General features: G+C 67.0%; 20 protein-coding genes. 11 read left to right on the forward strand and 9 right to left on the reverse strand.

The genetic code is table 11. The features are described 5' to 3' along the window. Entirely contained in the window at positions 1-363 is a 363-nt protein-coding gene (locus AB4059_RS07590) for a hypothetical protein (protein WP_498978167.1), read from the reverse strand. An 84-nt stretch (positions 364-447) separates the two neighbouring features. Beyond that, complete coding sequence (gene hrpB / locus AB4059_RS07595; protein WP_498978169.1) at positions 448-2937, reverse strand: ATP-dependent helicase HrpB; 2490 nt, start codon at positions 2935-2937, stop codon at positions 448-450. A 37-nt stretch (positions 2938-2974) separates the two neighbouring features. Here hrpB and AB4059_RS07600 point away from each other — a divergent pair, with 37 nt between their 5' ends. After that, positions 2975-3769: a TatD family hydrolase gene (locus tag AB4059_RS07600; protein WP_498978171.1), complete on the forward strand. Its 795-nt coding sequence runs from the start codon at positions 2975-2977 to the stop codon at positions 3767-3769. Here AB4059_RS07600 and AB4059_RS07605 read toward each other — a convergent pair. Both AB4059_RS07605 and AB4059_RS07610 read right to left on the reverse strand, forming a co-directional pair. After that, the gene (locus AB4059_RS07605; RefSeq protein WP_498978173.1) at positions 3766-4572 is read right to left on the reverse strand and encodes an ABC transporter permease; all 807 of its coding nucleotides are present in this window, start codon (positions 4570-4572) and stop codon (positions 3766-3768) included. The two genes, AB4059_RS07600 and AB4059_RS07605, sit on opposite strands and share 4 nt — an antisense overlap. Then, positions 4569-5504: an ABC transporter ATP-binding protein gene (locus AB4059_RS07610; protein ID WP_498979034.1), complete on the reverse strand. Its 936-nt coding sequence runs from the start codon at positions 5502-5504 to the stop codon at positions 4569-4571. The genes AB4059_RS07605 and AB4059_RS07610 overlap by 4 nt, the downstream gene beginning before the upstream one ends. 139 nt (positions 5505-5643) lie before the next feature. Between AB4059_RS07610 and AB4059_RS07615 the strand changes: the two genes are divergently transcribed. The 4 genes from AB4059_RS07615 (at position 5644) to AB4059_RS07630 (ending at position 9991) form a co-directional block, all read left to right on the forward strand. Continuing rightward, complete coding sequence (locus AB4059_RS07615) at positions 5644-6411, forward strand: ferredoxin--NADP reductase (protein ID WP_498978175.1); 768 nt, start codon at positions 5644-5646, stop codon at positions 6409-6411. An 81-nt stretch (positions 6412-6492) separates the two neighbouring features. After that, positions 6493-8061, forward strand: a complete 1569-nt coding sequence (locus AB4059_RS07620) for an alpha/beta hydrolase (RefSeq protein WP_498978177.1) — start codon at positions 6493-6495, stop codon at positions 8059-8061. After that, positions 8061-8816, forward strand: a complete 756-nt coding sequence (locus AB4059_RS07625) for an ABC transporter ATP-binding protein (RefSeq protein ID WP_498978179.1) — start codon at positions 8061-8063, stop codon at positions 8814-8816. The genes AB4059_RS07620 and AB4059_RS07625 overlap by 1 nt, the downstream gene beginning before the upstream one ends. Then, complete coding sequence (locus tag AB4059_RS07630; RefSeq protein ID WP_498978181.1) at positions 8813-9991, forward strand: ABC transporter permease; 1179 nt, start codon at positions 8813-8815, stop codon at positions 9989-9991. The genes AB4059_RS07625 and AB4059_RS07630 overlap by 4 nt, the downstream gene beginning before the upstream one ends. A gap of 93 nt (positions 9992-10084) precedes the next feature. Here the strand turns inward: AB4059_RS07630 and AB4059_RS07635 are convergent, their stop codons facing one another. The 5 genes from AB4059_RS07635 to rpmH form a co-directional block, all read right to left on the reverse strand. Then, positions 10085-11071 carry an energy transducer TonB gene (locus tag AB4059_RS07635; protein ID WP_498978183.1) on the reverse strand — a complete coding sequence of 329 codons (987 nt, stop codon included), beginning with the start codon at positions 11069-11071 and terminating at the stop codon, positions 10085-10087. A 157-nt stretch (positions 11072-11228) separates the two neighbouring features. After that, positions 11229-12569 carry a tRNA uridine-5-carboxymethylaminomethyl(34) synthesis GTPase MnmE gene (mnmE, locus tag AB4059_RS07640; protein ID WP_498978185.1) on the reverse strand — a complete coding sequence of 447 codons (1341 nt, stop codon included), beginning with the start codon at positions 12567-12569 and terminating at the stop codon, positions 11229-11231. After that, a complete protein-coding gene (yidC, locus tag AB4059_RS07645; protein ID WP_498978187.1) occupies positions 12566-14281 on the reverse strand; it encodes a membrane protein insertase YidC in 1716 nt (571 codons plus the stop codon). The genes mnmE and yidC overlap by 4 nt, the downstream gene beginning before the upstream one ends. A 54-nt stretch (positions 14282-14335) precedes the next feature. Then, positions 14336-14743 carry a ribonuclease P protein component gene (gene rnpA, locus AB4059_RS07650; protein WP_498978189.1) on the reverse strand — a complete coding sequence of 136 codons (408 nt, stop codon included), beginning with the start codon at positions 14741-14743 and terminating at the stop codon, positions 14336-14338. Positions 14744-14823: 80 nt separating this feature from the next. Beyond that, complete coding sequence (rpmH, locus tag AB4059_RS07655) at positions 14824-14964, reverse strand: 50S ribosomal protein L34 (RefSeq protein WP_156640208.1); 141 nt, start codon at positions 14962-14964, stop codon at positions 14824-14826. Between the two features lie 216 nt (positions 14965-15180). Here rpmH and dnaA point away from each other — a divergent pair, with 216 nt between their 5' ends. The 6 genes from dnaA to AB4059_RS07685 all read left to right on the forward strand — a co-directional run bounded on the left by dnaA (position 15181) and on the right by AB4059_RS07685 (position 23788). Beyond that, positions 15181-16503 (forward strand): chromosomal replication initiator protein DnaA, encoded by a 1323-nt coding sequence (dnaA, locus tag AB4059_RS07660; protein WP_498978191.1) that lies wholly within the window; start codon positions 15181-15183, stop codon positions 16501-16503. 226 nt (positions 16504-16729) lie between these two features. After that, entirely contained in the window at positions 16730-17830 is a 1101-nt protein-coding gene (dnaN, locus tag AB4059_RS07665; protein ID WP_498959343.1) for a DNA polymerase III subunit beta, read from the forward strand. A gap of 73 nt (positions 17831-17903) precedes the next feature. Continuing rightward, positions 17904-18998: a DNA replication/repair protein RecF gene (gene recF / locus AB4059_RS07670; protein ID WP_498978193.1), complete on the forward strand. Its 1095-nt coding sequence runs from the start codon at positions 17904-17906 to the stop codon at positions 18996-18998. Between the two features lie 100 nt (positions 18999-19098). Continuing rightward, positions 19099-21564, forward strand: coding sequence for a DNA topoisomerase (ATP-hydrolyzing) subunit B (gene gyrB, locus AB4059_RS07675; protein ID WP_498978195.1), 2466 nt, complete (start codon positions 19099-19101; stop codon positions 21562-21564). A 159-nt stretch (positions 21565-21723) separates the two neighbouring features. Next, a complete protein-coding gene (locus AB4059_RS07680) occupies positions 21724-22545 on the forward strand; it encodes a M48 family metallopeptidase (RefSeq protein WP_498978197.1) in 822 nt (273 codons plus the stop codon). A gap of 115 nt (positions 22546-22660) precedes the next feature. Beyond that, positions 22661-23788, forward strand: a complete 1128-nt coding sequence (locus AB4059_RS07685; protein WP_498978199.1) for a tetratricopeptide repeat protein — start codon at positions 22661-22663, stop codon at positions 23786-23788. Positions 23789-23813: the final 25 nt, after the last annotated feature.

Here is a 23813-nt window from a genome sequence, read left to right on the forward strand (position 1 = left end):
TTATTCCGACGTGGCCTGCGTGGCGCGCGTGCTCTTGCGCGCGGTGCGCTTGGTCGCACGCTTGGCCGGCACGCGGCGCGCGGTGCCTTCGATCGCCTCGCGGTCTTCGCCGTTCTGCGCTTGCTTGGCCTTCTTGCGGGCCAGGTACCACAGCGCACCGGCACCGACGACGGTCGCGACCGTGACGATGGGATAGCGGCGCACGAATTTCATCGCGACCTTTCCGCCGGTCTTCACCGCACCGATCTTGACGCCGGCATCGAGCCACTGGCCCGCGCGTGGCACGAACTCCATCACTTCGCCGCCCAGCTTGCCGGCGAGGTCCATCGCGCGTTCGGGCAGTGCGATCAGCTTGGTGTTCATCGTGCGGGCTCCCGTGGAACGGTTCGTAGGCTCGGCAGTCTCCGGCGCCTTGCGTTGAGCGTATGTGATCGCGGGCCGGCGCGTTCAGGTGCCGCGCGGCTTGGCGCGATGCGTCGCGGTGGCCGACCACGGATCGTCGGGCCAGGGATGGCGCGGATACCGGCCTTTCATTTCCTTGCGTACGTCGGGATAGGTGCGTTCCCAGAAGCCCTTGAGGTCCTGCGTGACCTGCAGCGGCCGGCCGCCGGGCGAAAGCAGGTGCAAGGTGAGCGGTATGCGGCCCTCGACGATGCGCGGCGTTTCGGCCAGGCCGAACAGTTCCTGCAGTTTCACCGCGAGCACGGGCGGCCGCACGCCGTCGTGGTCGTCGACGGCGTACTCGATGCGCCGCTCCATGCCCGAGGGAACGGTGATGCGCGTGGGCGCGAGCGCATCGATGCGGCGGCGCAGGTTCCAGTCGACGGTCTGATGCAAGGCATCGCCAAGCTCGGCCGCATCAAGCGCATCCAGCCGCGTCTTGCCTTCGAACGCGGGGCGCAGCCAGGCATCGAGCGTGTCGAGAAGCGCAGCGTCCGACAAATCGGGAAAGCCTTCGTCCGGCGCCCATTCGCGCAAGGCGCGGACGCGCGCGCGCCATTGCTGCAGCGTTTCGCTCCACGGCAGTGCATCGAGGCCGAGATCGCGCACGGCGTCGGTGAGGGCGCGCGCGGCTTGCGCGGGATCGACGCGGCCTGCGGGTTTGGATTCGAGCACGATCCCGTCGAACCGGCGCTCGCGTTGCGCGACGAGCGCGCGGCGTGCCGCGTCCCAGCGCACGGTGTCTTCTTCGACGAAGCGTTTCGGGAAATCGCGCTGCAACGCAACTTCGTCGACGGGTGCGCCACGCAGCAGCAACGCGTCCTTCGCCTCATAGCGCAATTCGCTTGCGACGATCCACGGTTCGCCGAACAGTGCGCTGTCGTCGAACAGGGTGGCCATGCGGCCGTTCGCAAGTTGGTAGCGCCGCGGCTGCGTCGGATGTTGGTGCGCGATGCGATCGGGGAAGGCGTGCGCGAGCAGGTCGCCGAGGCGATGCGCGTCGATCGAACGCGGCGGTTGCGCGTCGACTTTCAATCGACGACGCCATTGTTTCGCGGCGGCATCGAGCGCCGCGAAGCCCGCGCGACTCCCGCCCGGATCGTGGCCGCTGCGGAAGGCAGCGAGCGCGCGCCAACGTTCGGCGAGTGCGTCGCTGCGCGTACGCAGCGGATCGCGCGCTTCGATCAGTGCCGCGAGATCGCAGGCGAGTGCGCGGTCTTCGTCTCTCGTCGGCGCGATGAGCATCGCCGCCAGGCGCGGATGCGTGCCGAGTGCAAGCATGCGGCGGCCGAGGGGCGTGATCGCGTCGCCGTCGAGCGCGCCCAGGCGACGCAACAGATCGCGCGCGGCACCGAGTGCGCCGGCGGGCGGTGCATCGACGAACGCGAGCGCGTCGCTGCCCCATGCGGCCAGTTCGAGCGCGAGCCCCGCCAGTTCGACCTGTGCGATCTCGGGGAGGCGTTGCGGTTCCAGGCGCTGCGATTGCGGCCAGAGGCGATACGCCCAACCTTCGGCGACGCGGCCCGCGCGGCCCGCACGCTGGTCGGCGGAGGCTTGCGCGATCGCGACGACGTCGAGCCGCGCGAAGCCCGAGTTCGGGTCGTAGCGCGGTTCGCGCGCCAGGCCGCTGTCGATCACGATGCGCACGCCGGGCAGCGTGACGCTGGATTCGGCGACGTTGGTGGACAGCACGATGCGCCGACGTTCGCCGGGCGCCAGCACGCGCGCTTGTTGTTCGACGGGCAATTCGCCGTGCAGGGCGAGCACTTCGATGTCGCGCAAGGCCTCGCTCCCCGAGATCGCCGCATCGACCTGTGCGATCTCGCGGTGTCCCGGCAGGAAGACGAGGACATCGCCGGGATGTTGCGCGACGGCCTGTTCGATCGCGCGACGCGTTTGCGGCACGAGCGCTTCGTCGCGACGCGCGGGGAAATGCGCGATGTCGACGGGATACGCACGGCCTGCACTGGAAAGACGCGGCGCATCGAGGAAGCGCGCGAGGCGTTCGCCGTCGAGCGTCGCCGACATCACGACGATGCGCAGGTCTTCGCGCAATCCCGACTGCACGTCGAGCGCCAATGCGAGCCCGAGATCGCCGGCGAGGTGGCGCTCGTGGAATTCGTCGAACAGCAGTGCGCCGACGCCTTCGAGCATCGGATCGTCCTGCAGCATCCGCGTGAGGATGCCTTCGGTGACGACTTCCACGCGCGTGCGGGCGGAGATCCTGCTTTCGAAGCGGATGCGGTAGCCGATGGTTTCGCCCGGCGCTTCGCCCAGTTGCTTCGCCATGAACCCGGCGGCGGCGCGAGCGGCGACGCGGCGCGGTTCAAGCATCACGATCCTGCGGCCCTCGAGCCAGGGCGCATCGAGCAGCGCGAGCGGCACCTGCGTGGTCTTGCCCGCACCCGGCGGTGCTTCGAGCACGAGCCGTGGATGCGCGGCCAGGCTCGCGCGGATTTCCGGCAGCAACGGGGTGATGGGGAAGTCGGCGCGCACGCGGGAAGTCTACGGTGCCGGCCGGTAAACTGCGGCCATGCTCATCGACATCGGCGCCAACCTGACCCACGACAGCTTCGACCACGACCGCGACGCCGTGCTGCAACGCGCGCGCGATGCCGGGGTGGGGCGGATGATCGTCACCGGCGCGAGCCGCGCGCATTCGCCCAGGGCGGCCGAACTCGCGCGTGCGCATCCGGGCGAGCTGTTCGCCACCGCGGGCGTGCATCCGCACCACGCGACCGAATACACCACCGAGTGCGATGCGGAAATGCGCGCGTTGCAGGCGCTGCCCGAAGTGGTCGCCGTCGGCGAGTGCGGGCTGGATTACTTCCGCGATTTCTCACCGCGCCCGGCGCAACGGCGCGCGTTCGAAATGCAGTTGCAGATCGCGGTGGACACCGGCAAGCCGGTGTTCCTGCACCAGCGCGACGCGCATGGGGACTTCATGGCGATCATGAAGCAGTTCGACGGCAGGCTCGGGCCGAGCGTGGTGCATTGCTTCACCGGCACGCGCGAGGAATTGTTCGATTACCTGGACCAGGACTGGTCCATCGGCATCACCGGCTGGCTGTGCGACGAACGCCGCGGCCTGCACCTGCGCGAGCTGGTGAAGAGCATCCCCGCCCACCGCCTGATGATCGAAACCGACGCGCCCTACCTGCTGCCGCGCACGGTAAAACCGCAGCCTTCGCACCGGCGCAACGAGCCGATGTACCTGGCGCACATCGTCGAGGAACTCGCGCGCGACCGTGGTGAAGCGGTGGCGGTTGTCGCGGCCACCACGACGGCCGCTGCGAACGCGTTCTTCCGCTTGCCGCCTGCGCCCTAGCTGCGCAGGCCCACGCCGCGCTTGAGCAGCCACAGGCCGATCGCCGTCAGCACGACCACGAAGCCGAGCATCAGCGAATACGCGACCCACACCGGCACGTCGCTCACGCCGAGCAGCCCGTAGCGGAATGCGTTGACCATGTAGAAGACGGGGTTGAGATGCGTGGCGGTCTCGGCCCACGCCGGCAGCAGCTTCACCGAATAGAACACGCCGCCCAGGTACGTCAGCGGGGTGAGGATGAAGGTGGGGACGATCGCGATGTCGTCGAACTTCTTCGCGTACACCGCGTTGACGAAGCCGGCGAGGGAGAAGATCGTCGCGCCGAGGAGCACGGTGGTCAGCGTCACGAACGGATGGTGCATGCGCACCGGCGTGAAGAACATCGAGATGCACAGCACGATCACGCCGACCAGCAAGCCGCGCAACACCGCGCCGGCGACGTAGCCGCCGAGGATCACGTAGTTGGGCATCGGGCTGACCAGCAACTCTTCGACGTGGCGGCCGAATTTCGCGCCGAAGAACGAAGAGGAGATGTTGCCGTAGCTGTTCTGGATGACGCTCATCATGACCAGGCCCGGCACGATGAACTCCATGTACTTCAGGCCGTCCATCGGGCCCACGCGCGAACCGATCAGGCCGCCGAAGATCAGGAAGTACAGCGTCATCGTGATCGCCGGCGGCACCAGCGTCTGCGCCCAGATGCGCAGGATGCGCGTGACTTCGCGGCGCACGATGGTGCCGAGCGCGACCCAGTTGCGGCGCGCGTTGGAGGTGGGCGCTTGCGTGGCGACGATGGTGTTCACTTGGTGTCCTTCGACGTCAGGCGCACGAACAATTCTTCGAGGCGGTTGGACTTGGTGCGCATCGAACGCACGCGGATGCCCGCATCGTTGAGCGCGGCGAAGACGCGGTTGAGGTCCATCGCGCGCGGCATTTCCAGATCGATGGTGTGGTCGTCCACGCGCGCCAGCAGGGTGCCCGCGATCTCCGGCAGTTCCGTCGGCACGCTGCCGTCGATGTCGAACAGGAAGCCTTCGACGTCGAGCTTGGCCAGCAGCGACTTCATCGGGCCTTGTTCGACGATGACGCCCTTGTCGATGATCGCCAGGTGTCGGCAGAGATTCTCGGCTTCCTCGAGGTAATGCGTGGTGAGGATGATCGTCGTGCCCGAGGCGTTGATTTCGCGCAGCGTCTTCCACATGCCGCGGCGGATCTCGATGTCGACGCCGGCGGTGGGCTCGTCGAGGATCAACAGGCGCGGGCGCACCATCATCGCGCGCGAGATCATCAGGCGGCGCTTCATGCCGCCCGAGAGCGTGCGCGACATCACCTGCGCCTTGTCCCACAACTGCGCGCGCTTGAGTTCCTCTTCGGCGCGCACCATCGCCACCTCGCGCGGGATCCCGTAGAACCCGGCGTAGTTGCACAGGATGTCGAAGGGCTTCTCGAAGAGGTTGAAGTTGATTTCCTGCGGCACCAGGCCGACCAGGCGCATCGCTTCGCTGCGGTTGCGCGCGATGTCGACGCCGAAGATCTCCACTTCGCCCGCGGTCTTGTTGACCAGCGAGCTGACGATGCCGATCAGCGTGGACTTGCCGGCGCCGTTGGGGCCGAGCAGGGCGAAGAAATCGCCAGGGCGGACGTCCAGCGAGACGCCCTTGAGGGCTTGCACGCCGGTGTCGTAAGTCTTGCGAAGCTCGCGGACGCTGAGGGCGGGCACGGTGGCTTGGGACATTGCGTCGGGGGACATCAAGAAGGCCGCCGGAGCGTGAAGGAAGGAGGGCCGCGCCGCAGGCGCCGCGGCGAAGCCGGTAGTATAGGCGGCCCCGTGTCGCGCCCGGCGCCACGGTCTGTTGCACAAAGAATCCCACGCCTTGGCCATCATCCACTTCCCGCTCAAGCTCACCGCGCGCCGCATGCTGGCGCCGACGGTCGCGCACCTGTCCTTCGTCCGCGAGGACGGGCAACCCCTGGACTTCATCCCGGGCCAGTTCGTCCAAGTGCACTTCCATTACGCCGACGGCACGGGGACCAAGCGCAGCTATTCGCTGGCCACCATCCACGACCACGCGCTCGGCGCGGGCGAGGCGGTGGAGATCGCGGTCAGCTACGTGGCCGGCGGTGCGGCGACGGCCTTGTTCGAAGGCCTCGAGATCGGGGGCACGGTCGATGCCAGCGGCCCCTATGGCCGCTTCTGCCTGATGCCCGCAGACGCCAACCAGCGTTACCTGCTGATCGGCACGGGCACCGGCGTCACGCCCTATCGCGCGATGCTGCCGCAGATCGAACAGCTCATCGCGCAGCGCGGCATCAAGGTGGTCCTGCTGTTCGGCGCGCGCACGCCGGTGGAGCTGTTGTACGGCGAGGAGTTCCGCGCCTTCGCCGGCAAGCATCCTGAACACTTCCGCTTCGTGCCCTGTTTCTCGCGCGAGCTGCCCGCGGCCGATTCGCCGCAGGCCCACGCCGACGTGCGCCACGGCTACGTGCAGCAGTTCCTGCAGGAATTCGCGCCCGACGCAGGCACCGACATCGCCTACCTGTGCGGCAATCCGAACATGGTCGATGCCTGCTTCGAGACGCTGAAGGCCGCCGGCCTGCCGGTGCCGCAGATCCGCCGCGAGAAGTACGTCAGCAGCAAGTAGCGCCCCGCGCCATCGGTCACGTTCCGCCCCGGGCGGCGTCCTGTCACCATGGATGCCAATCGAGGGGAGGGAAACGCGCCGATGTCTCGCAAGACCCGCACGCTGATCATCATTGCCGTGGCCGCCGGTTTTCTCGGCTACCGCGCATGGCAACAACACAAGCCCGACAAACCCGAAGGCCCGCGCAAGCCGGTCGCCGCCGAACCTGCGCCCGCGCGCAAGCTGGGTCGCATCGCCTTCAAGCCCTGCACGCTGTCGCCGCCGATGGGCGGGCAGAGCGTGGAAGCGCAGTGCGGCACCTTGTCGGTCGCGGAAAATCCGGCGCAACCCAAGGGCCGCCGCATCGCGCTCAACATCGCGTGGATCCCCGCCGATGAATCGGGCAACCACGATCCCGATCCGGTGTTCCTCATCGCAGGCGGCCCCGGCCAATCGGCGACGGAAAGTTTCCCGGGGATGATCCCGGCGTTCCATGACGCGTCGAAGAATCGCGACCTGCTCATGGTCGACCAACGCGGCACGGGCAAGTCGAACCCCTTGCTGTGCAAGCCCGACGACGAGGACAAAGCCGCGCCCGATACCGTCGATACCAGCGCGGCCGACGCCGACGAATCGCCGGAAGCCTCGCGTGCGATGGCCGTGAAGTGTCGCGACCAACTCGCGCGCAAGGCCGACCTGCGCTTCTACACGACGACCGACGCAACGCGCGACCTGGACGCCGTGCGCGAAGCGATCGGCGCGCAGAAGATCAACCTGATGGGCGTGTCCTACGGCACGCGCGTCGCGCAGCAGTACGCGATGCATTATCCGCAGCACACGCGCACGATCGTGCTCGATTCGGTCGCGCCCAACGCGATCTATCTCGGCAACGATTTCGCGCGCAACCTGGAGTCCGCGCTCGACCTGCAATTCGGTCAATGCGCGAAGACGCCCGGCTGCACCAAGGCGCTCGGCGATCCGCGCGAACGCCTCAACGCGCTGATGACGAAGCTGCGTGCCGAAGCGCCGCTGGTGAAATACCGCGACGCCGCCACAGGCGAGATGAAGGAAGAACGTTTGCGCCCGGGCCACGTGGCGGGCCTGGCGCGCATGTATGCCTACGTGCCGATCGCCTCCTCGATCCTGCCCTTGCTGCTGCACGAAGCCGACCAGGGCCGTTACGAAAACCTGATGTCGCTGTCGAAGATGCTCGGCGGTTCGATGGCCGACGCGATGGCCTACGGCATGCAGTTGTCGGTGGTGTGTTCGGAAGATGCGGCCGGGTTGCGCGTGGATGATGCGATGGCCTCTTCGCTGCTCGGCAATTCGCTGGTCGACCTGATGCAGGCGCAGTGTTCGGTGTGGCCGCGCGGCGCGGTGCCGAAGGATTTCCACGCGCCCTTGTCCACCGACGTGCCGGCGTTGTTGTTGTCGGGCGAGCTGGATCCGGTCACGCCGCCGTCCTACGCCGCGCAAGTGGTGAAGACCTTGCCGAAGGGCCGCGCGCTCGTGTTGCGCGGCCAGGGCCACAACGTGATCGCCGCCGGTTGCATGCCGAAGTTGTGGGCGCAGTTCCTCGAGACGGCGGATGCGAAGAAGCTCGACGCCACGTGCCTGGACACGCTCACGTATACGCCGCCGTTCACCTCGTTCAATGGATGGGAGCCGTAATGATCGTCGCCGAACATCTCCGCAAGACCTTCCCCGGGAAAGGGAAGGACAAGGCGCCGGTCGTCGCCGTCGACGACGTGGGCTTCGAAGCGCGCGACGGTGAAATCACCGGCCTGCTCGGCCCCAATGGCGCGGGCAAGACCACGACGCTGCGCATGCTCTACACGCTGATGCGGCCGGAGAGCGGGCGCGTGTTGGTCGACGGCAAGGATGTCGCCGCCGATGCCGACGCCGCACGCCGAGCGCTGGGCGTATTGCCCGATGCGCGCGGCGTGTACAAGCGCCTCACCGTGCGCGAGAACATCCGCTACTTCGGCGAGTTGCACGGCCTGGATGCGGCGACGATCGACACGCGCATCCGCGCGTTGTCGACGGCGCTGCAGATGGACGACTTCCTCGACCGGATGACCGAAGGCTTTTCGCAGGGCCAGCGCACGAAGACCGCGATCGCGCGGGCGCTCGTGCACGACCCGCGCAACGTCATCCTGGACGAGCCGACCAACGGACTCGACGTGATGACCACCCGCGGATTGCGCGACTTCCTGCGGCACCTGCGCGGTGAAGGGCGTTGCGTGATCTTCTCCAGCCACATCATGCAGGAGGTCGCCGCGCTGTGCGATCGCATCGTCGTGATCGCGCACGGGCGCGTGGTCGCGCAAGGCACGGCGGATGAATTGCGCGCGCAGACCAACGAACCCAACCTCGAGGACGCCTTCGTGCGATTGATCGGATCGGAAGAGGGGCTGCACGCATGAAATCGATGCAATCCATCCGCACGATCCTGATGAAGGAACTGCGGGAATTCGTCCGCGACAAGCGGACGTTGATGCTGGCGCTGGTGCTCGGCCCGCTGATCTCGCCGGCGATCATGCTCGGCATCCTGACGCTGGCCGAGTCGCGCGCGAAGAGCCAGGTCGAGAAGCCGCTCGATGTCGCGATGGTCGGCGTGGAGCACGCGCCGAACATGGTGAAGTGGCTCGCGGGCCAGGGCATCCGCCGCAAGGCCTTCGAAGGCGATCTCGATACCGCGATCCGCACGCAGGCCGAAGACGTGTACCTGCGCATCGGCCCGGAATTCGAAAAGCAGTGGCACGAAGGATCGCCGGCATTGGTGGAAATCGTGCACGACGGCACGCGGCAGGATTCGGAAATTCCCGTGCGTCGCATCGAAGCCGCGCTCACGTTGTACGGACAGCAGGTCGGCGCGTTGCGTTTGCTCGCGCGCGGCATGAACCCGAGTGTCGCCGCGCCGCTCGCCGTCGCGCACAAGGATCTGTCGACGCCCGAAGCGCGGCGCGGCATGGTGATGGCGTTCCTGCCTTACCTGCTGATCCTCGGTGCGTTCCTCGGCGGTGCGTACCTGATCATCGACACGACCGCGGGCGAACGCGAACGCCAGTCGCTCGAACCCTTGCTCGCGACGCCGGCGCATCGCGGCGCGGTGGTGACGGGCAAGATCCTGGCCGCGTGCGTGGTGGGTGGGACGTCGCTGCTGCTGACGCTGATCGCGTTCAAGGTCGGCGCGGCGTTTTCGCCCGGCATCGGACGCAACATGGACGTGAGCATGCCGGCGATCGCGAAGATGCTGCTGCTGCTGGTGCCGATGTTGTTCATCGGGACGTCGCTGCTGACCTTCATCGCGGCGGGCGCGAAATCGGTGAAGGAAGCGCAGAGTTACATGAGCATGCTGATGTTGCTGCCGATGATCCCGACCATCGCGTTGATGGTGAGCCCGGTGAAGAACCAGTTGTGGATGTTCGCCGTGCCCTTCCTCGCGCAGAACCAGGCGCTGATGAAAGTGGTGCGTGGCGAGCCGATGGAGCCGATGCAGTGGATGGTGTACCTGGTCGCCGGGTTCGGGCTGGCGCTGGTGTTGTGGTTCGCTGCGACGCAACGCTACAAGCAGGAGAAACTTGCCATCTCCGCCTGAACCCCTCCCCGGCCCTCCCCTGGAGTCGCAGGGGAGGGAGCACAACAAAAAAGCCCGGCGATTGCCGGGCTTTTCTTTGCCGCGAAGAAGCGATCAGCCGCCGGGGCGGAAGTTGATCGTGCGCGTCGTGGTGACCGGCGCATCGATGGGCGCGAACTTCCAGCGCTTCACCGCTGCAAGCGCCTCGCGATCGAACACGCGCGGCGGGGTGGCGTCGACGACGCGCGCAGCGGTGACCGTGCCGTCGGTACCGACGGTGATCTCCAGGCGGACTTCACCGCTCTGGTTGCGACGCGCGGCTTCGGCCGGGTAACGCGGCGCCGGCGTGGACACCGCGCGCAGGCCACCACCACCACCGGCCGGTGCGGCTGCGGTCTGTGCGGGCGCCTGCGCCGGTGCGCTGGCGGCCGCGGCCTTCTGCTGCGCTTCCTTCGCGGCGGCGGCTTCGCGATCGGCCGCAGCCTTCTTGTCGGCTTCGGCCTGCGCGGCCTGCTGCGCGGCGAGCTGCTGGGCCGCCTGTTGCTGCGCGGCCTGCTGCTGCGCCAGGCGGGTCTTCTCGAGTTCGGCCTGGCGCTTGGCGTCTTCCTCGGTCTTGACCTTGTCCTGTTCGGCGCGGGCGGCGACGGCCTGCTGCTGCTGCGCGATGGTCTGCTTCAGGCGCGGCAGGGCCGGCGCGGTGGCGTCGGTCTTTTCCATCAGCGCGTAGAGGCGCTGGGATTCGGCGAAGTCTTCGCGCTGGATGCTCTGCTCGGTCGCGATGAGCGCGTAGGGCATCAGGTCGGTCAGTGCGCTGGCCACCGCCGGATCGCTCGGGGCCTTGTCGCGCAGCGCGAGGTAGTACTCCATCGCGTTGTTGCCGGCCGGCGCGTACAAGCGCTGGTCGCGGAGCGCGGCGCTGGCCGATTCGCGCAGCTGGTCGGCGCTCATCGCGGCGACGGCTTCGGAAACGGCGGCGACCGGCTTCGCGGCGGCGGCGGCAGCCGCGGTGGCGCTGGTTGCGGTGCCTGCGGTCGTGGGACCTTCGGACTTGTTGCAGGCGGCGAGGGCGACGCCCATCGCGACCAGCACGAAAAGATGCATCCGCGTCACGCGCGGTTGCGGATTGGAACTTGCGTACATAACGGAACCACTCCCCTGGTTGTGCCCCCTGGCGGGCACGTGTGCTAAGGACGCGACAGAGGCGGGCTTTTGTCAAGGTCCCGTGACGGAAATCGCACGCTTAACAGGCCAGCGAAGGCTACTTGCCGATGCAGAAGCTGCTGAAGATGTGGCCGAGCAGGGCGTCGGGCGCCACGCGCCCCGTGATTTCGCCGAGGGCGTCGTGCGCGGCGCGGAGGGATTCGGCGGCCAGGTCCAAGGCTTCCCGGGCGAGCTGACCGCGCGCGTCTTCCACGTGGAGCGCCGCACGTGCCAGGGCGTCGACGTGGCGGGCCCGGGCGGTGAAGGTGCCTTCTGCCGCGTCGGCGGCGTCGGCCCCGGAGAGGTGGCGCAGGCGCGCATGCAGGGTGTCGAGCCCCTGGCCGGTGCGCGCGGAAACGAAGACGGTGTCGTCGGTGCCTTCGAACGCGGTATCCAGCAAGTCGGCCTTGTTGTGGATCCAGAGGCGACTGGGGACATCGTCGATCGCATCGGCGACGGCGGCGCGACCGCGCTCGGGCTCGCGCGCATCGAGGACGACGATCGCCAGGTCCGCCCGCCGCAACTCTTCGCGTGCGCGACGCATGCCTTCGCGTTCGATCGCATCGCCGCCTTCGCGCAGCCCCGCGGTGTCGACCAGGGTGAGTTCGGCACCGTCGAGTCGGACGGTTTCGTGCAACAGATCGCGCGTGGTGCCGGCGATGTCGGTGACGATCGCGCGCTCGCTGCCGGCCAGGGCGTTGAGCAGCGAACTCTTGCCGGCGTTCGGCGGGCCGACGATCACCGCGTGCAATCCGTCGCGCAGCTTGCGGCCGCGTTCGGCATCGACGAGCAGTCGTGCGATCTGCGACGCGGCGCGTTCGAGGCCTGCGCGGACTTGTTCGCCGCCAAGGGTGTCGAGCGATTCGTCGGCGAAGTCGATGGCCGCTTCGACGTGCACGCGCAGGTGGAGCAATTCGGTGGCTACGGCATCGACGCGCTCGGAGAACACGCCATCCAGTGCGCGGCGCGCAGCGCGTGCGGCGCGGGTGTCGGCGGCGGCGATCAGGTCGGCGACCGCTTCGGCCTGCGCGAGATCGAGTTTGCCGTTGAGGAAGGCGCGTTCGGAGAATTCGCCGGGGCGGGCGTCGCGGGCACCGAGCGCGCGACATGCAGCGACGATCCGCTGCAGCACGACCGGACTGCCATGCACCTGCAGTTCGACGACATGCTCGCCGGTGAAACTCGCCGGCGCCGCGAAGTACAGGGCGATGCCGTCGTCCAGCAATTCACCATCGGCGCGGATGCGCACGTAGTGCGCGTGGCGCGGCACCAGTGCGGCGCCGCACAGGGTTTCGGCGATCGCACGACTGCGCGCGCCCGACAACCGCACCATCCCGACGCCACCGGCACCGGGCGCGGTGGCAATGGCGACGATGGTGTCGGTGTCGTGGTCGGTCACGCCTTGGCGGGACTCGTCGTGGCCGCGTCGCGCTTGAGCATCCACCACTGCTGCAGCAGGCCGAGCGCGCCGTTGGTCACCCAGTACAGAACCAGGCCGGCCGGGAAGAAGATCATCGTCACGCCGATCACCAGCGGCATCAGCTGCATCATCTTCTGCTGCGTCGGATCCATGCCCGCGGTCGGCGCGAGGCGCTGCGTGCCCCACATGATCGCGACGTTGATGATCGGCAACACGAAGAAGGGATCGCGCGCGGAAAGATTGTCGATCCACAGCGCCCACGGCGCGTGGCGAAGTTCGACCGATTCGGAAAGCATCCAATACAGCGCCAGGAAGATCGGCATCTGGATGAGCAGCGGCAGGCAGCCCGTCGCCGGATTCACCTTCTCCTTCTTGTACAACTCCATCGTCGCCATCTGCAGCTTCTGGCGGTCGTCGCCGTAGCGCTCCTTCAACTGCTGCATGCGCGGCTGCAACTTGCGCATCTTCGCCATCGACTGGAATTGCTTGGCGGCGATCGGGAACAGCAGTGCGCGGATCAGGATCACCAGGCCGACGATCGACCAACCCCAGTTGCCGATGACCGAATGGATCGCCGAGAGCACGACGAACAGCCAGCCGGCGAGCGTGGCCATGATCGAGAAGCGCGAGAAATCCACCGCGCGCGTCAGGCCCGGCACGTTCTGCGCTTCGATCGCGCTCACCAACTTCGGACCCACCCACAGACGTGCATGCGTTTCCGCGGTCTGGCCGGGCGCGACGTTGACGCCGGGGCCGAGCGCGCGCACGACGTAATGCGTGATGCCGCCTTCCTGCGTGGTGGTGAGCGTGAATTTCGACTTGTCCTGGTCGCCCGGGATCCACGCCGTGAAGAAGTAATGCTGCAGCAGCGCGATCCAGCCGCCGGTCGCGTCCTTGTCGAGCGTGCCGTCGTCGACGAAGTCCTGGTACTTGCGGCGCTCGTACTTGTCGCCGGGCGTGTACCAGGTGGCGCCGTGGAAGGCGAAGGCTTCGGGATTGGTGTAACCGGTCTTCTGCGGCGGCGGGTTGCGCACGAGTTGGCGGTAGACGTAGCCCTGCCAGTTCGCGGCGCCGTGGTTGACCACTTCATCGCGCACTTCGATGGCGTAGCCGCCGCGCGGGAAGGTGTAGGTGCGGCGGATGGTCACGCCGTTCGGACCGGTCCAGGTGAAGGGAACGGCAATCGAATTCTGTCCCGCGGCGAGCGTGAAGTTGCGCGTGGCGCCTTCGGGCACGAACGCAGCCAGATGGTCGGGCGCGGGGCCCGAGCTGCTGACCCAACCGCTCTGCGCTTCGTAGAAGCGCGCCGGGTCGGCGTCGAACAGCGTGACGTTGCCGGTGTCCTCGGACTTGGCCTCGCTCGGGAACTTCAACAGTTCGGCGTTGCGCACGTTGCCGCCGTCGAGCGTGATCTTCAGCGTGTCGGTGGTGACGGTAACCGCGTCACTCGACTGCGCGCGCGCCGTGGCCGTCGTCGGCACGCCGGCTTGTGCAGGTGCGCTCGGCACGCCGGCCGCCGCGGCGGTGGGCGCGCTCGGCACGGCACCGGGCACCACGCCGTTGGCGGAAGCGGTTTGCGTCACGGCCGGCGGCGTTTGCAGCGCGGCGGTGTGCTCCTTGTTCCACTCCATCCAGAGCAGCGTCGCCACCAGGATCCAGGCGATAACGAGGAAGACGCGGGTCTGGTTCATTCAGGAGGGCTCGGGCGGCAGGATGCGCGCGCAGCGAATGCAGCGCGCGAAAGTTCAAGGGGATGGGGGCGGATCGCCCGGCAGGCAAGCGGCGGGCATTGTGCCGCCGGCAGACGAGGGGGGCAACGCGCCGGCGCGACGGAAGAGCGAGATCATTGCCGCGCGGAGTGCTTTCCCGTCGCTTGTTCGCGCTGCGGCGCGCAGCACCAGCACGTAATCGCCAGCGGCGAGCTGAAGTCGAAGTGTGCGGAATTCGGCGCGGAGCACGCGCTTGATGCGATTGCGGCCGACGGCGCGCGGATCGACCTTGCGCGACACGGCAAGCCCCAGGCGCGCAGGCGCGGTGCCGCCGAGCCAGTGCAGGCTCATGAGGGGATCTGCGTTGCGTCGACCATCGGCGAACACCCGGTCGAACTCGGCCCGCTGGCGGACGCGGGCACTGCGGGGCAGGCCGGCGTCCATGGGGTCGGTTCGCGCGTGATCGGTTGTCGTCAGGTCTGGCGTTGCCGCCAAGTCCGGCACGGCCACGAAGGCCGGGCGGGTCAGACGGTCAGGCGACGACGGCCCTTGGCGCGACGACGTGCGAGGACCTTGCGGCCGTCGGCGGTCTTCATGCGGGCACGGAAGCCGTGGTCGCGCTTGCGCTTCAAATTGCTGGGCTGGTAGGTGCGCTTGGTGGCCATGATGCGGCTCGCGTGCGGTTTTTGCGGACAAGACCCGAAAGTCTAGCGGGGCAATGCAGTGATGGTCAACTCAAATCACGATTGCAGACGGGCGGCGCGGTTTACGTTGGCGCATCCGGGTGCCGGTGGTAGTCTGCCTTTCTCCCACTTATCCACAGCATCGTGCGGGTTGCCCCCGCTCGCGTGCTGGCTTGTCGACGGACACCGTAACGCGCGATGGAAGCCTGGCCCCGCTGTCTCGAACGCCTCGAAGCCGAATATCCGGCTGAAGACGTCCATACCTGGCTCAAGCCCTTGCAGGCCCGCCTCCGCGACGATGGACTGGTCCTCTACGCGCCCAATGCCTTCGTGATGGAAGAGGTGCGCGCGCGCTATCTCGACCGCATCCGCGAGCTGGTCGCACATTACGCGGGCAGCGCCGATGTCAGCCTGGAAATCGGAGCGTTGCGTCGCGATCCGCCGCCCTCGTCGGCACCTTCGATGCCCGCGCGCGCGCCGGCGCCGATCGAGCCGTTCCAGGGCAACCTCGACACGCATTACACCTTCGACAACTTCGTCGAAGGCCGCAGCAACCAGCTCGGGCGCGCCGCCGCATGGCAGGCCGCGCTCAAGCCCGGCGATCGTTCGCACAATCCGCTGTTGTTGTACGGCGGCACGGGCCTGGGCAAGACGCACCTGATGTTCGCCGCCGGCAACGCGATGCGCGAAAGCAATCCGCGGATGCGCGTGATGTACCTGCGCAGCGAGCAGTTCTTCAGCGCGATGATGAAGGCGCTGCAGGACAAGACGATGGACGCCTTCAAACGGCAGTTCCAACAGGTCGACGCGCTGCTGATCGACGACATCCAGTTCTTCGCCGGCAAGGACCGCACGCAGGAGGAGTTCTTCCACACCTTCAACGCGCTGTTCGACGGCAAGCAGCAGATCATCCTGACCTGCGATCGCTATCCGCGCGAAGTCGAGGGCCTGGAGCCGCGGCTGAAATCGCGCCTGGCGTGGGGCTTGTCGGTGGCCATCGAACCGCCGGATTTCGAAACGCGCGCGCAGATCGTGTTGTCCAAGGCGCGCGAGCGCGGGGCGAACCTGCCCGAAGACGTGGCCTTCCTGATCGCCAAGAAGATGCGCTCCAACGTGCGCGACCTCGAAGGCGCGCTCAACACGCTGTCGGCGCGCGCCAACTTCACCGGCCGCGCGATCACGCCGGAGTTCGCGCAGGAGACGCTGCGCGATCTGTTGCGCGCGCAGCAGCAGGCGATCGGCATCCCCAACATCCAGAAGACCGTGGCAGACTACTACGGCCTGCAGGTCAAGGATTTGTTGTCGAAACGGCGGACGCGTTCGCTCGCTCGCCCGCGCCAGGTGGCAATGGCGCTGGCCAAGGAGCTGACCGAACACAGCCTGCCCGAGATCGGCGACGCGTTCGCCGGTCGCGACCACACGACCGTCCTGCACGGCTGCCGGCAGGTCAGGACGCTGATGGAGACCGACGGCAAGCTGCGGGAAGATTGGGACAAGCTCATCCGCAAACTCAGTGAATGAGTCGGGGGCAAGTTGTGGATAAGGCGTCACCCAACCAGGGGGCAGCAGTTTTATCCACAACTTTTCCCGGGGCCGGCGCCCGGTTTGTACACGCTTTGCTCACGTCGATAAACGTTTCAGGATCAATCAGTTAAGCCTGCAATACCCAGATTTTTGCGACACCAAGCACCACCACTCTTTTGATTTATCCATCCTTCCAGAGCTTGGACCCGGGGAACCAGACCGCATGCGTTTCAGCCTGCAACGCGAAGTCTTCCTGAAGCCGTTGGCGCAAGTCGTCAATGTCGTCGAACGTCGCCAGACCCTCCCGGTCCTCGCCAACCTGCTGGTGCAGGTGCGCGCAGGGCAGCTGTCGCTGACCGGCACGGACCTGGAAGTGGAAATGGTCGCGCGCCATGCCGTCGACGACGCGCAGGACGGCGAGACGACGATCCCGGCCCGCAAATTGTTCGAGATCGTCCGTGCCCTGCCCGATGGCAGTAAGGTCACCGTCTCGCAGTCCGGCGACAAGGTCACGGTGTCTGCGGGTCGCAGCCGGTTCACCCTGGCGAGCCTGCCGGCCAACGACTTCCCGTCGGTCGACGAAGTCGAAGCCACCGAACGCGTGCGCGTGCCGGAAGCCGGCCTCAAGGAATTGATCGAGCGCACTGCATTCGCGATGGCGCAGCAGGATGTCCGTTATTACCTCAACGGCTTGCTGTTCGACCTGCGCGACAAGACGCTGCGCTGCGTGGCCACCGACGGCCACCGCCTTGCGCTGTGCGAAGCCCCGCTCGATGGCGGCGCCCAGGCCAAGCGCCAGATCATCGTGCCGCGCAAGGGCGTGCAGGAGCTGCAGCGCCTGCTGGAAGGCGGCGATCGCGAGCTCGAACTCGAAGTCGGCCGCAACCACATCCGCGTCAAGCGCGACGATGTGACTTTCACCAGCAAGCTCATCGACGGTCGGTTCCCTGACTACGAGGCCGTGATTCCGATCGGCGCCGACCGCGAGGTCAAGGTGGACCGCGAAGTCCTGCGTGCCGCCTTGCAGCGCGCCGCGATCCTTTCGAACGAGAAGTACCGCGGTGTCCGCGTCGAGGTCTCGCCCGGCCAGCTGCGCATCAACGCGCACAACCCCGAGCAGGAAGAAGCGCAGGAAGAAATCGAAGCCGATACCCGCGTCGACGGCCTGGCGATCGGCTTCAACGTGAATTACCTGTTGGATGCTCTCTCCGCCCTGCGCGACGAGCACGTCATCCTCCAGCTGCGCGACGCCAACTCCTCCGCACTCGTTCGCGAGGCCGGGAGTGAGAAGTGCCGCCATGTGGTGATGCCGCTTCGCCTGTGATCCGGCCTCTGTTCCACGTGGAACGCGCAAGAACGCCCGGCCTGGTCCGGGCGTTCTGCTTTGGGGCCTGTTGATGCGAATCACCCGGTTGGACATCAGTGGGCTGCGGCGCTTTGAGACGGTCTCGTTCGCGCCCGACCCGGCGCTCAACCTGCTGACCGGCCCCAATGGCGCCGGCAAGACCTCGGTCCTGGAGGCCATGCACCTCATGGCCTACGGGCGGAGCTTTCGTGGCCGGGTTCGTGACGGCCTCATCCGCCAGGGCGCCCCTGCCCTCGAGGTCTTCGTGGAGTGGGAGGAAACCGGTGGCCGCACTCGCAAAGCGGGTCTACGGCACACCGGGGCCACCTGGCAGGGCCGCTTGGATGGCGCGGACGTCGCACATCTCGGCGAGCTCTGCGCCGCACTGGCGGTTGTGACCTTCGAGCCCGGCAGCCACGAGCTGGTGACCGGTGGTGCGGAGAACCGCCGCCGCCTTCTGGATTGGGGTCTGTTCCACGTGGAACCGGACTTCCTTCGCGTGTGGCGCCGCTATACACGTGCCCTGAAGCAGCGGAACGCCCTGCTCAAAGCCGGGGCCCGTACGGCAGAGCTCGACGGGTGGGAACACGAGCTGGCCGAGAGTGGCGAAGCCATCACGCGCAGCCGCGAAACCTACCTCGGCCAGTGGCAGCCCCGTTTCGCTGGCGAGGGAGCCACGCTGGCGCCGGCCTTGGGGATCGAACACCTCACGCTTCAGCCCGGTTGGCGGCGTGATGAGGTCAGCCTGTCCGACGCCCTCCTGCTCGCCCGCCAGCGCGACCTCGCCATGGGCTTCACCAGCGTGGGCCCGCACCGCGCGGACTGGCGGATCGGATTCACGGGGATCCCGGGCCGCGATGCGTTGTCCCGCGGACAAGCCAAGCTCACTGCCCTTGCGCTTCTCCTGTCGCAGGCGCGGCTCCACGCAGGCCTGGCGGGCGACTGGCCGGTCATCGCGCTCGATGACCTGGCGTCCGAACTCGATCGCACGCACCAGGCCCGCGTCGTCGACGACCTTGTGGCCACGGGCGCGCAAGTCTTCGTGACTGGCACCGATGCGCCGGAGGCTCTGCTGGCGCACACAGGGCGCCTGCTGCGCGTGCACGTCGAGGAAGGCCGGCTCCACCCTGAAGGACAGCACGGCTGACGCACGTGCAGCGGGCGGCCGCTGCGTGCGTTTTGATACACTGTGCATCCATAGCTAATGTGTCTCGACGCGCGTGCGCGTCGCGGGAGCCCCGAGCCGAATGTCGCAGCAAGAACACGCCGAGGGCGCAGAGCCCACCGTCCAGAACAACACCTACGATTCCAGCAAGATCACCGTCCTGCGCGGCCTGGAGGCCGTTCGCAAGCGTCCCGGCATGTACATCGGCGACGTGCACGACGGCACCGGCCTGCACCACATGGTGTTCGAGGTCGTCGACAACTCGATCGACGAAGCCCTCGCCGGCCACGCGAACGAAGTCTCCGTCATCCTGCACCAGGACGGCTCGGTCTCGGTGGGCGACAACGGTCGCGGCATCCCGGTGGACATCCACAAGGAAGAGGGCATTTCCGCCGCGGAAGTGATCCTCACCGTGCTCCACGCGGGCGGCAAGTTCGACGACAACAGCTACAAGGTTTCCGGCGGCCTGCACGGCGTGGGCGTTTCGGTCGTCAATGCGCTGTCCGAGCATCTCTGGCTCGATATCTGGCGCGATGGCCACCACTACCAGCAGGAGTATTCGCTCGGCGAATCCCTGTATCCGTTGAAGCAACTCGAAACCTCGCCCAAGCGCGGCACGCTGCTGCGCTTCAAGCCGGCACGCGAGATCTTCACCGACGTCGAATTCCACTACGACATCCTGGCCAAGCGCCTGCGCGAGTTGTCGTTCCTCAACTCCGGCGTGCGCATCACGCTGACCGACCTGCGCGTGCAGGAAGACGGCAGCGAGGGCAAGCGCGACGTCTTCGAATACGAAGGTGGCATTCGTTCGTTCGTCGAACACCTGGCGCAACTCAAGACGCCGCTGCATCCGAACGTGATTTCCGTGTCGGGCGAAATGAACGGCATCACGGTGGACGTCGCCCTGCAGTGGACCGACTCCTACCAGGAAACGATGTTCTGCTTCACCAACAACATTCCGCAGAAGGATGGCGGCACGCACCTGATCGGCTTCCGCGCGGCGCTGACGCGCACGCTGTCGAACTACATCGAGCAGAGCGGCATCGCCAAGCAGGCCAAGATCACGCTGTCCGGCGACGACATGCGCGAAGGCATGATCGCGGTGCTGTCGGTGAAGGTGCCCGACCCGAGCTTCTCCTCGCAGACCAAGGAAAAGCTGGTCTCGTCGGAGGTTCGCCCGGTCGTTGAGAGCACGTTCGGTACACGTTTGGAGGAGTTCCTGCAGGAACACCCCCACGAGGCCCGCGCCATCGCCTCCAAGATCGTCGACGCCGCACGCGCTCGCGAAGCCGCGCGCAAGGCCCGCGACCTCACCCGCCGCAAGGGCGCGCTCGATATCGCCGGCCTGCCGGGCAAGCTGGCCGACTGCCAGGAGAAGGACCCGGCGAAATCCGAACTGTTCATCGTCGAGGGCGACTCGGCGGGCGGCTCGGCGAAGCAGGGCCGCAACCGCAAGACGCAGGCGATCCTCCCGCTCAAGGGCAAGATCCTCAACGTGGAACGCGCGCGCTTCGACCGCATGCTCGGCAGCGCGGAAGTCGGCACGCTGATCACCGCGCTCGGCACGGGCATCGGCAAGGACGAATACAACCCGGACAAGCTGCGTTACCACCGCATCATCCTGATGACCGACGCCGACGTGGACGGCTCGCACATCCGCACGCTGTTGCTGACGTTCTTCTACCGGCAGATGCCGGAGCTGATCGAGCGCGGCCACATCTACATCGGCCTGCCGCCGCTGTACAAGATCAAGCAGGGCAAGAACGAGTTGTACCTGAAGGACGACGCAGCGCTCGATGTGTACCTCGCGAACAACGCCGTCGAAGGTGCGTCGCTGATTCCCGCCGACGGCGAACCGGCGATCGAAAGCAACAACCTCGAGAAGCTGTTGCTCGCCTACGCTTCGGCGCGCGATGCGATCGCACGCAACGCGCATCGCTACGATCCGGTGCTGCTCGAAGCGCTGGTCGACTTCGTTCCGCTCGATGCCGCGCACGCCAACGAGGCGACCGCGCAGCAGTTCAGCGCGCTCGAACAGCGCCTCAACCAGAAGGGCCTGGGCAAGCCGCGCTATCGCCTCGAGCTGCACACGGCCACCGAATCGCGCCCCGCCGCGATCGCCGTGCACCGCACGCACATGGGCGAGGAGATCGTGCAGATCCTGCCGATCGCCGCATTCGAAACCGGCGAGCTGCGCGCGGTGCGCGAAGTCGCGCAACTGCTGCACGGCCTGGTGCGCGAGGGTGCGCAAATCGTTCGTGGCAATCGCGCGCAGCCGATCGCGCGCTTCGCCGATGCGCACGCCTGGTTGATGGAAGAAGCGAAGAAGGGCCGCCAGATCCAGCGCTTCAAGGGCCTGGGCGAAATGAATCCCGAGCAGCTGTGGGAAACCACGGTCAATCCGGAAACGCGTCGCCTGCTGCAGGTGCGCATCGAGGACGCGGTCGCCGCCGACCAGATCTTCGCCACGCTCATGGGCGACGTCGTCGAACCCCGCCGCGAGTTCATCGAAGAGAACGCGCTCAAGGTCGCCAACCTCGACGTCTGACCTGCGCGTTTCGCGCAACATGGCCTTCAGGCGGGCGCAACGCCCGCCGAAAATGACCGGCGGGCGAACGGCCGGTGTGATCCGTTTCACGGTTTGACACCGAATTCAGGACTTCTGCCCTATACGGGTTTGGAACCTGAATTCGGAAAATCGCCGCCCATGCTCCGACACCTCCGCCCCGCCGCCCTGGCCCTCGCCATCGCGGCCACTGTTGCCGCCTGCGCCACGACGACCTCTCCCACCGGCCGTACGCAGGTGGTGGGCGGCGTCTCGCAACAGGAGCTCAACCAACTCGGCGCGCAAGCCTTCGCCGAGGTGAAACAACAGAAACGGCTGAGTACCGATGCGCACCAGACGCGCGAAGTGCAATGCATCGTCGGCGCGATCACGCGCCAACTGCCGCCGAATTGGCAGAGCGGTTGGGAGACCGCGGTGTTCGTGGATCCCGAGCCCAACGCCTTCGCGCTGCCCGGCGGCAAGGTCGGCGTTTACAGCGGCATCTTCAAGGTCGCCAACACGCAGGACGAACTGGCGGGTGTCATCGCGCACGAAATCGGACACGTGATTTCGCGCCACCACGAAGAACGCATCACGCGGCAGATGGGCGCGCAGGGCGCGGTCGAATTGCTCGGTGCGTTGCTCGGTTCGCGTTATGGCGCGGGCGCGCAAAGCGCGGCGGTGCAGGGCGGCAGCGTGCTCGCGCAAACCGGTTTCCTGCTGCCGGGTTCGCGCGAACAGGAATCCGAAGCCGACGTCGTGGGCCAGCAATTGATGGCGCAGGCCGGCTTCGACCCGCGCGGCGCCGTGCAGTTGTGGACCAACATGATCCAGGCCACCCAGAACAGCGGCCGCCCGCCGCAGTGGCTCTCCACGCACCCCAATCCCGAAAGCCGCATCCGCGAACTCCAGCAGCGCGCAGCGTCGCTCGTGCCGGTTTACGACCAGGCTCGCGCCGCCGGGCGTCGGCCGGCCTGCGGGTGAACCCATCGACAATCCACCATCCCGCCCCCGCTACACATAACGGCCTTTCTGCTAGCGTGAGCGCCCCCCGGGCATCCCGCCCAAGACCCTCCCGATCCCATTCGAGGTTCCCCCGATGAACGCGTCCCCCAAGCTCCGCCCGCTCGCAATCGCGTTGTGCACCCTCGTCGCCGTCGCGGCGGTCGCACCCGCATTCGCGCAGGCACAGGATTACGGTCACTCGTCGATGCGCGACGAGCGCGCCAAGCGCCAGAAGGAACTCGGCAAGACGAAGGACGAGGGCAAGGCGGCCGAAGAGCAGATGTGGCCGAACGCCACGCGCAAGTCGCCGGAGGGAGAAGCCAAGGGCAAGAACCTCAAGGCGCTGCAGGAAATCCAGGCGCTCTACCAGAAGCAGGACTACGCCGGCGCCATGGCGAAAGCCGATGCCTTCGCCGCGACGAGCGGGCTGAATGCGTACGAGCAGTCCTTCGCCTACCAGCTCGCCGGTGCATCGGCTTCGGAGCTGAAGAACGACGCGAAGTCCGCCGAATACTTCAAGAAGGCCGTCGACGCCAACGGCCTGGACAACAACAACCACTACACCGCGATGTACAACCTCATCGCGACGTACTACTCCACGGGCAAGTACGCCGAATCGCTGGCGCTGCTCGACAAGTTCCTCGCCGAAACCAAGTCCGACAAGCCCGAGTACCAGCAGTTGCGCGCGCAGTTGCTCGCCAACACCGGCCATGGCGGCGAAGCGGCGAAGACCTTCGAGGACCAGCTGGCGAAGAACCCCAACGACAAGCGCGCGTTGCTGAACGCGGTGTCGGCCTACCAGGCGGCAGGCGACGACGCGAAGGCGACCAAGCTGCTGGAAGAGGGCTACAACAAGGGCATGCTCACCGAAGCGAAGGAACTGCAGGTGCTGTACGCCAACTACCTCAACGCCGAGCGCTTCAAGGATGCGCAGAAAGTGATCGAGGACGGCGCGGCCAAGGGCATCCTCAAGGAAGGCCCGGACCTGGCGACCGCCTATTCGCTGCTCGGCCAGAACGCGTATTACAACGGCAGCGACGCCGACGCCCTGAAGTTCTATTCCAAGGCAGCCCCCATGGCGAAGGACGGCGAGGCCTACCTCAACGAGGCCAAGATCCTGCGTGCGCAGGGCAAGACGGCCGATGCCAAGGCCGCTGCCCAGAAGGCGTTGGACAAGGGCTTGAAGAAGCCGCAGGAAGCGAAGGAAATCCTCGCCGACTGACGACATCACATACCGAGCCCGCGGC

Source organism: Lysobacter sp. 2RAF19 (assembly GCF_052115395.1).
In the GTDB taxonomy this organism is placed as follows: Bacteria; Pseudomonadota; Gammaproteobacteria; order Xanthomonadales; family Xanthomonadaceae; genus Noviluteimonas.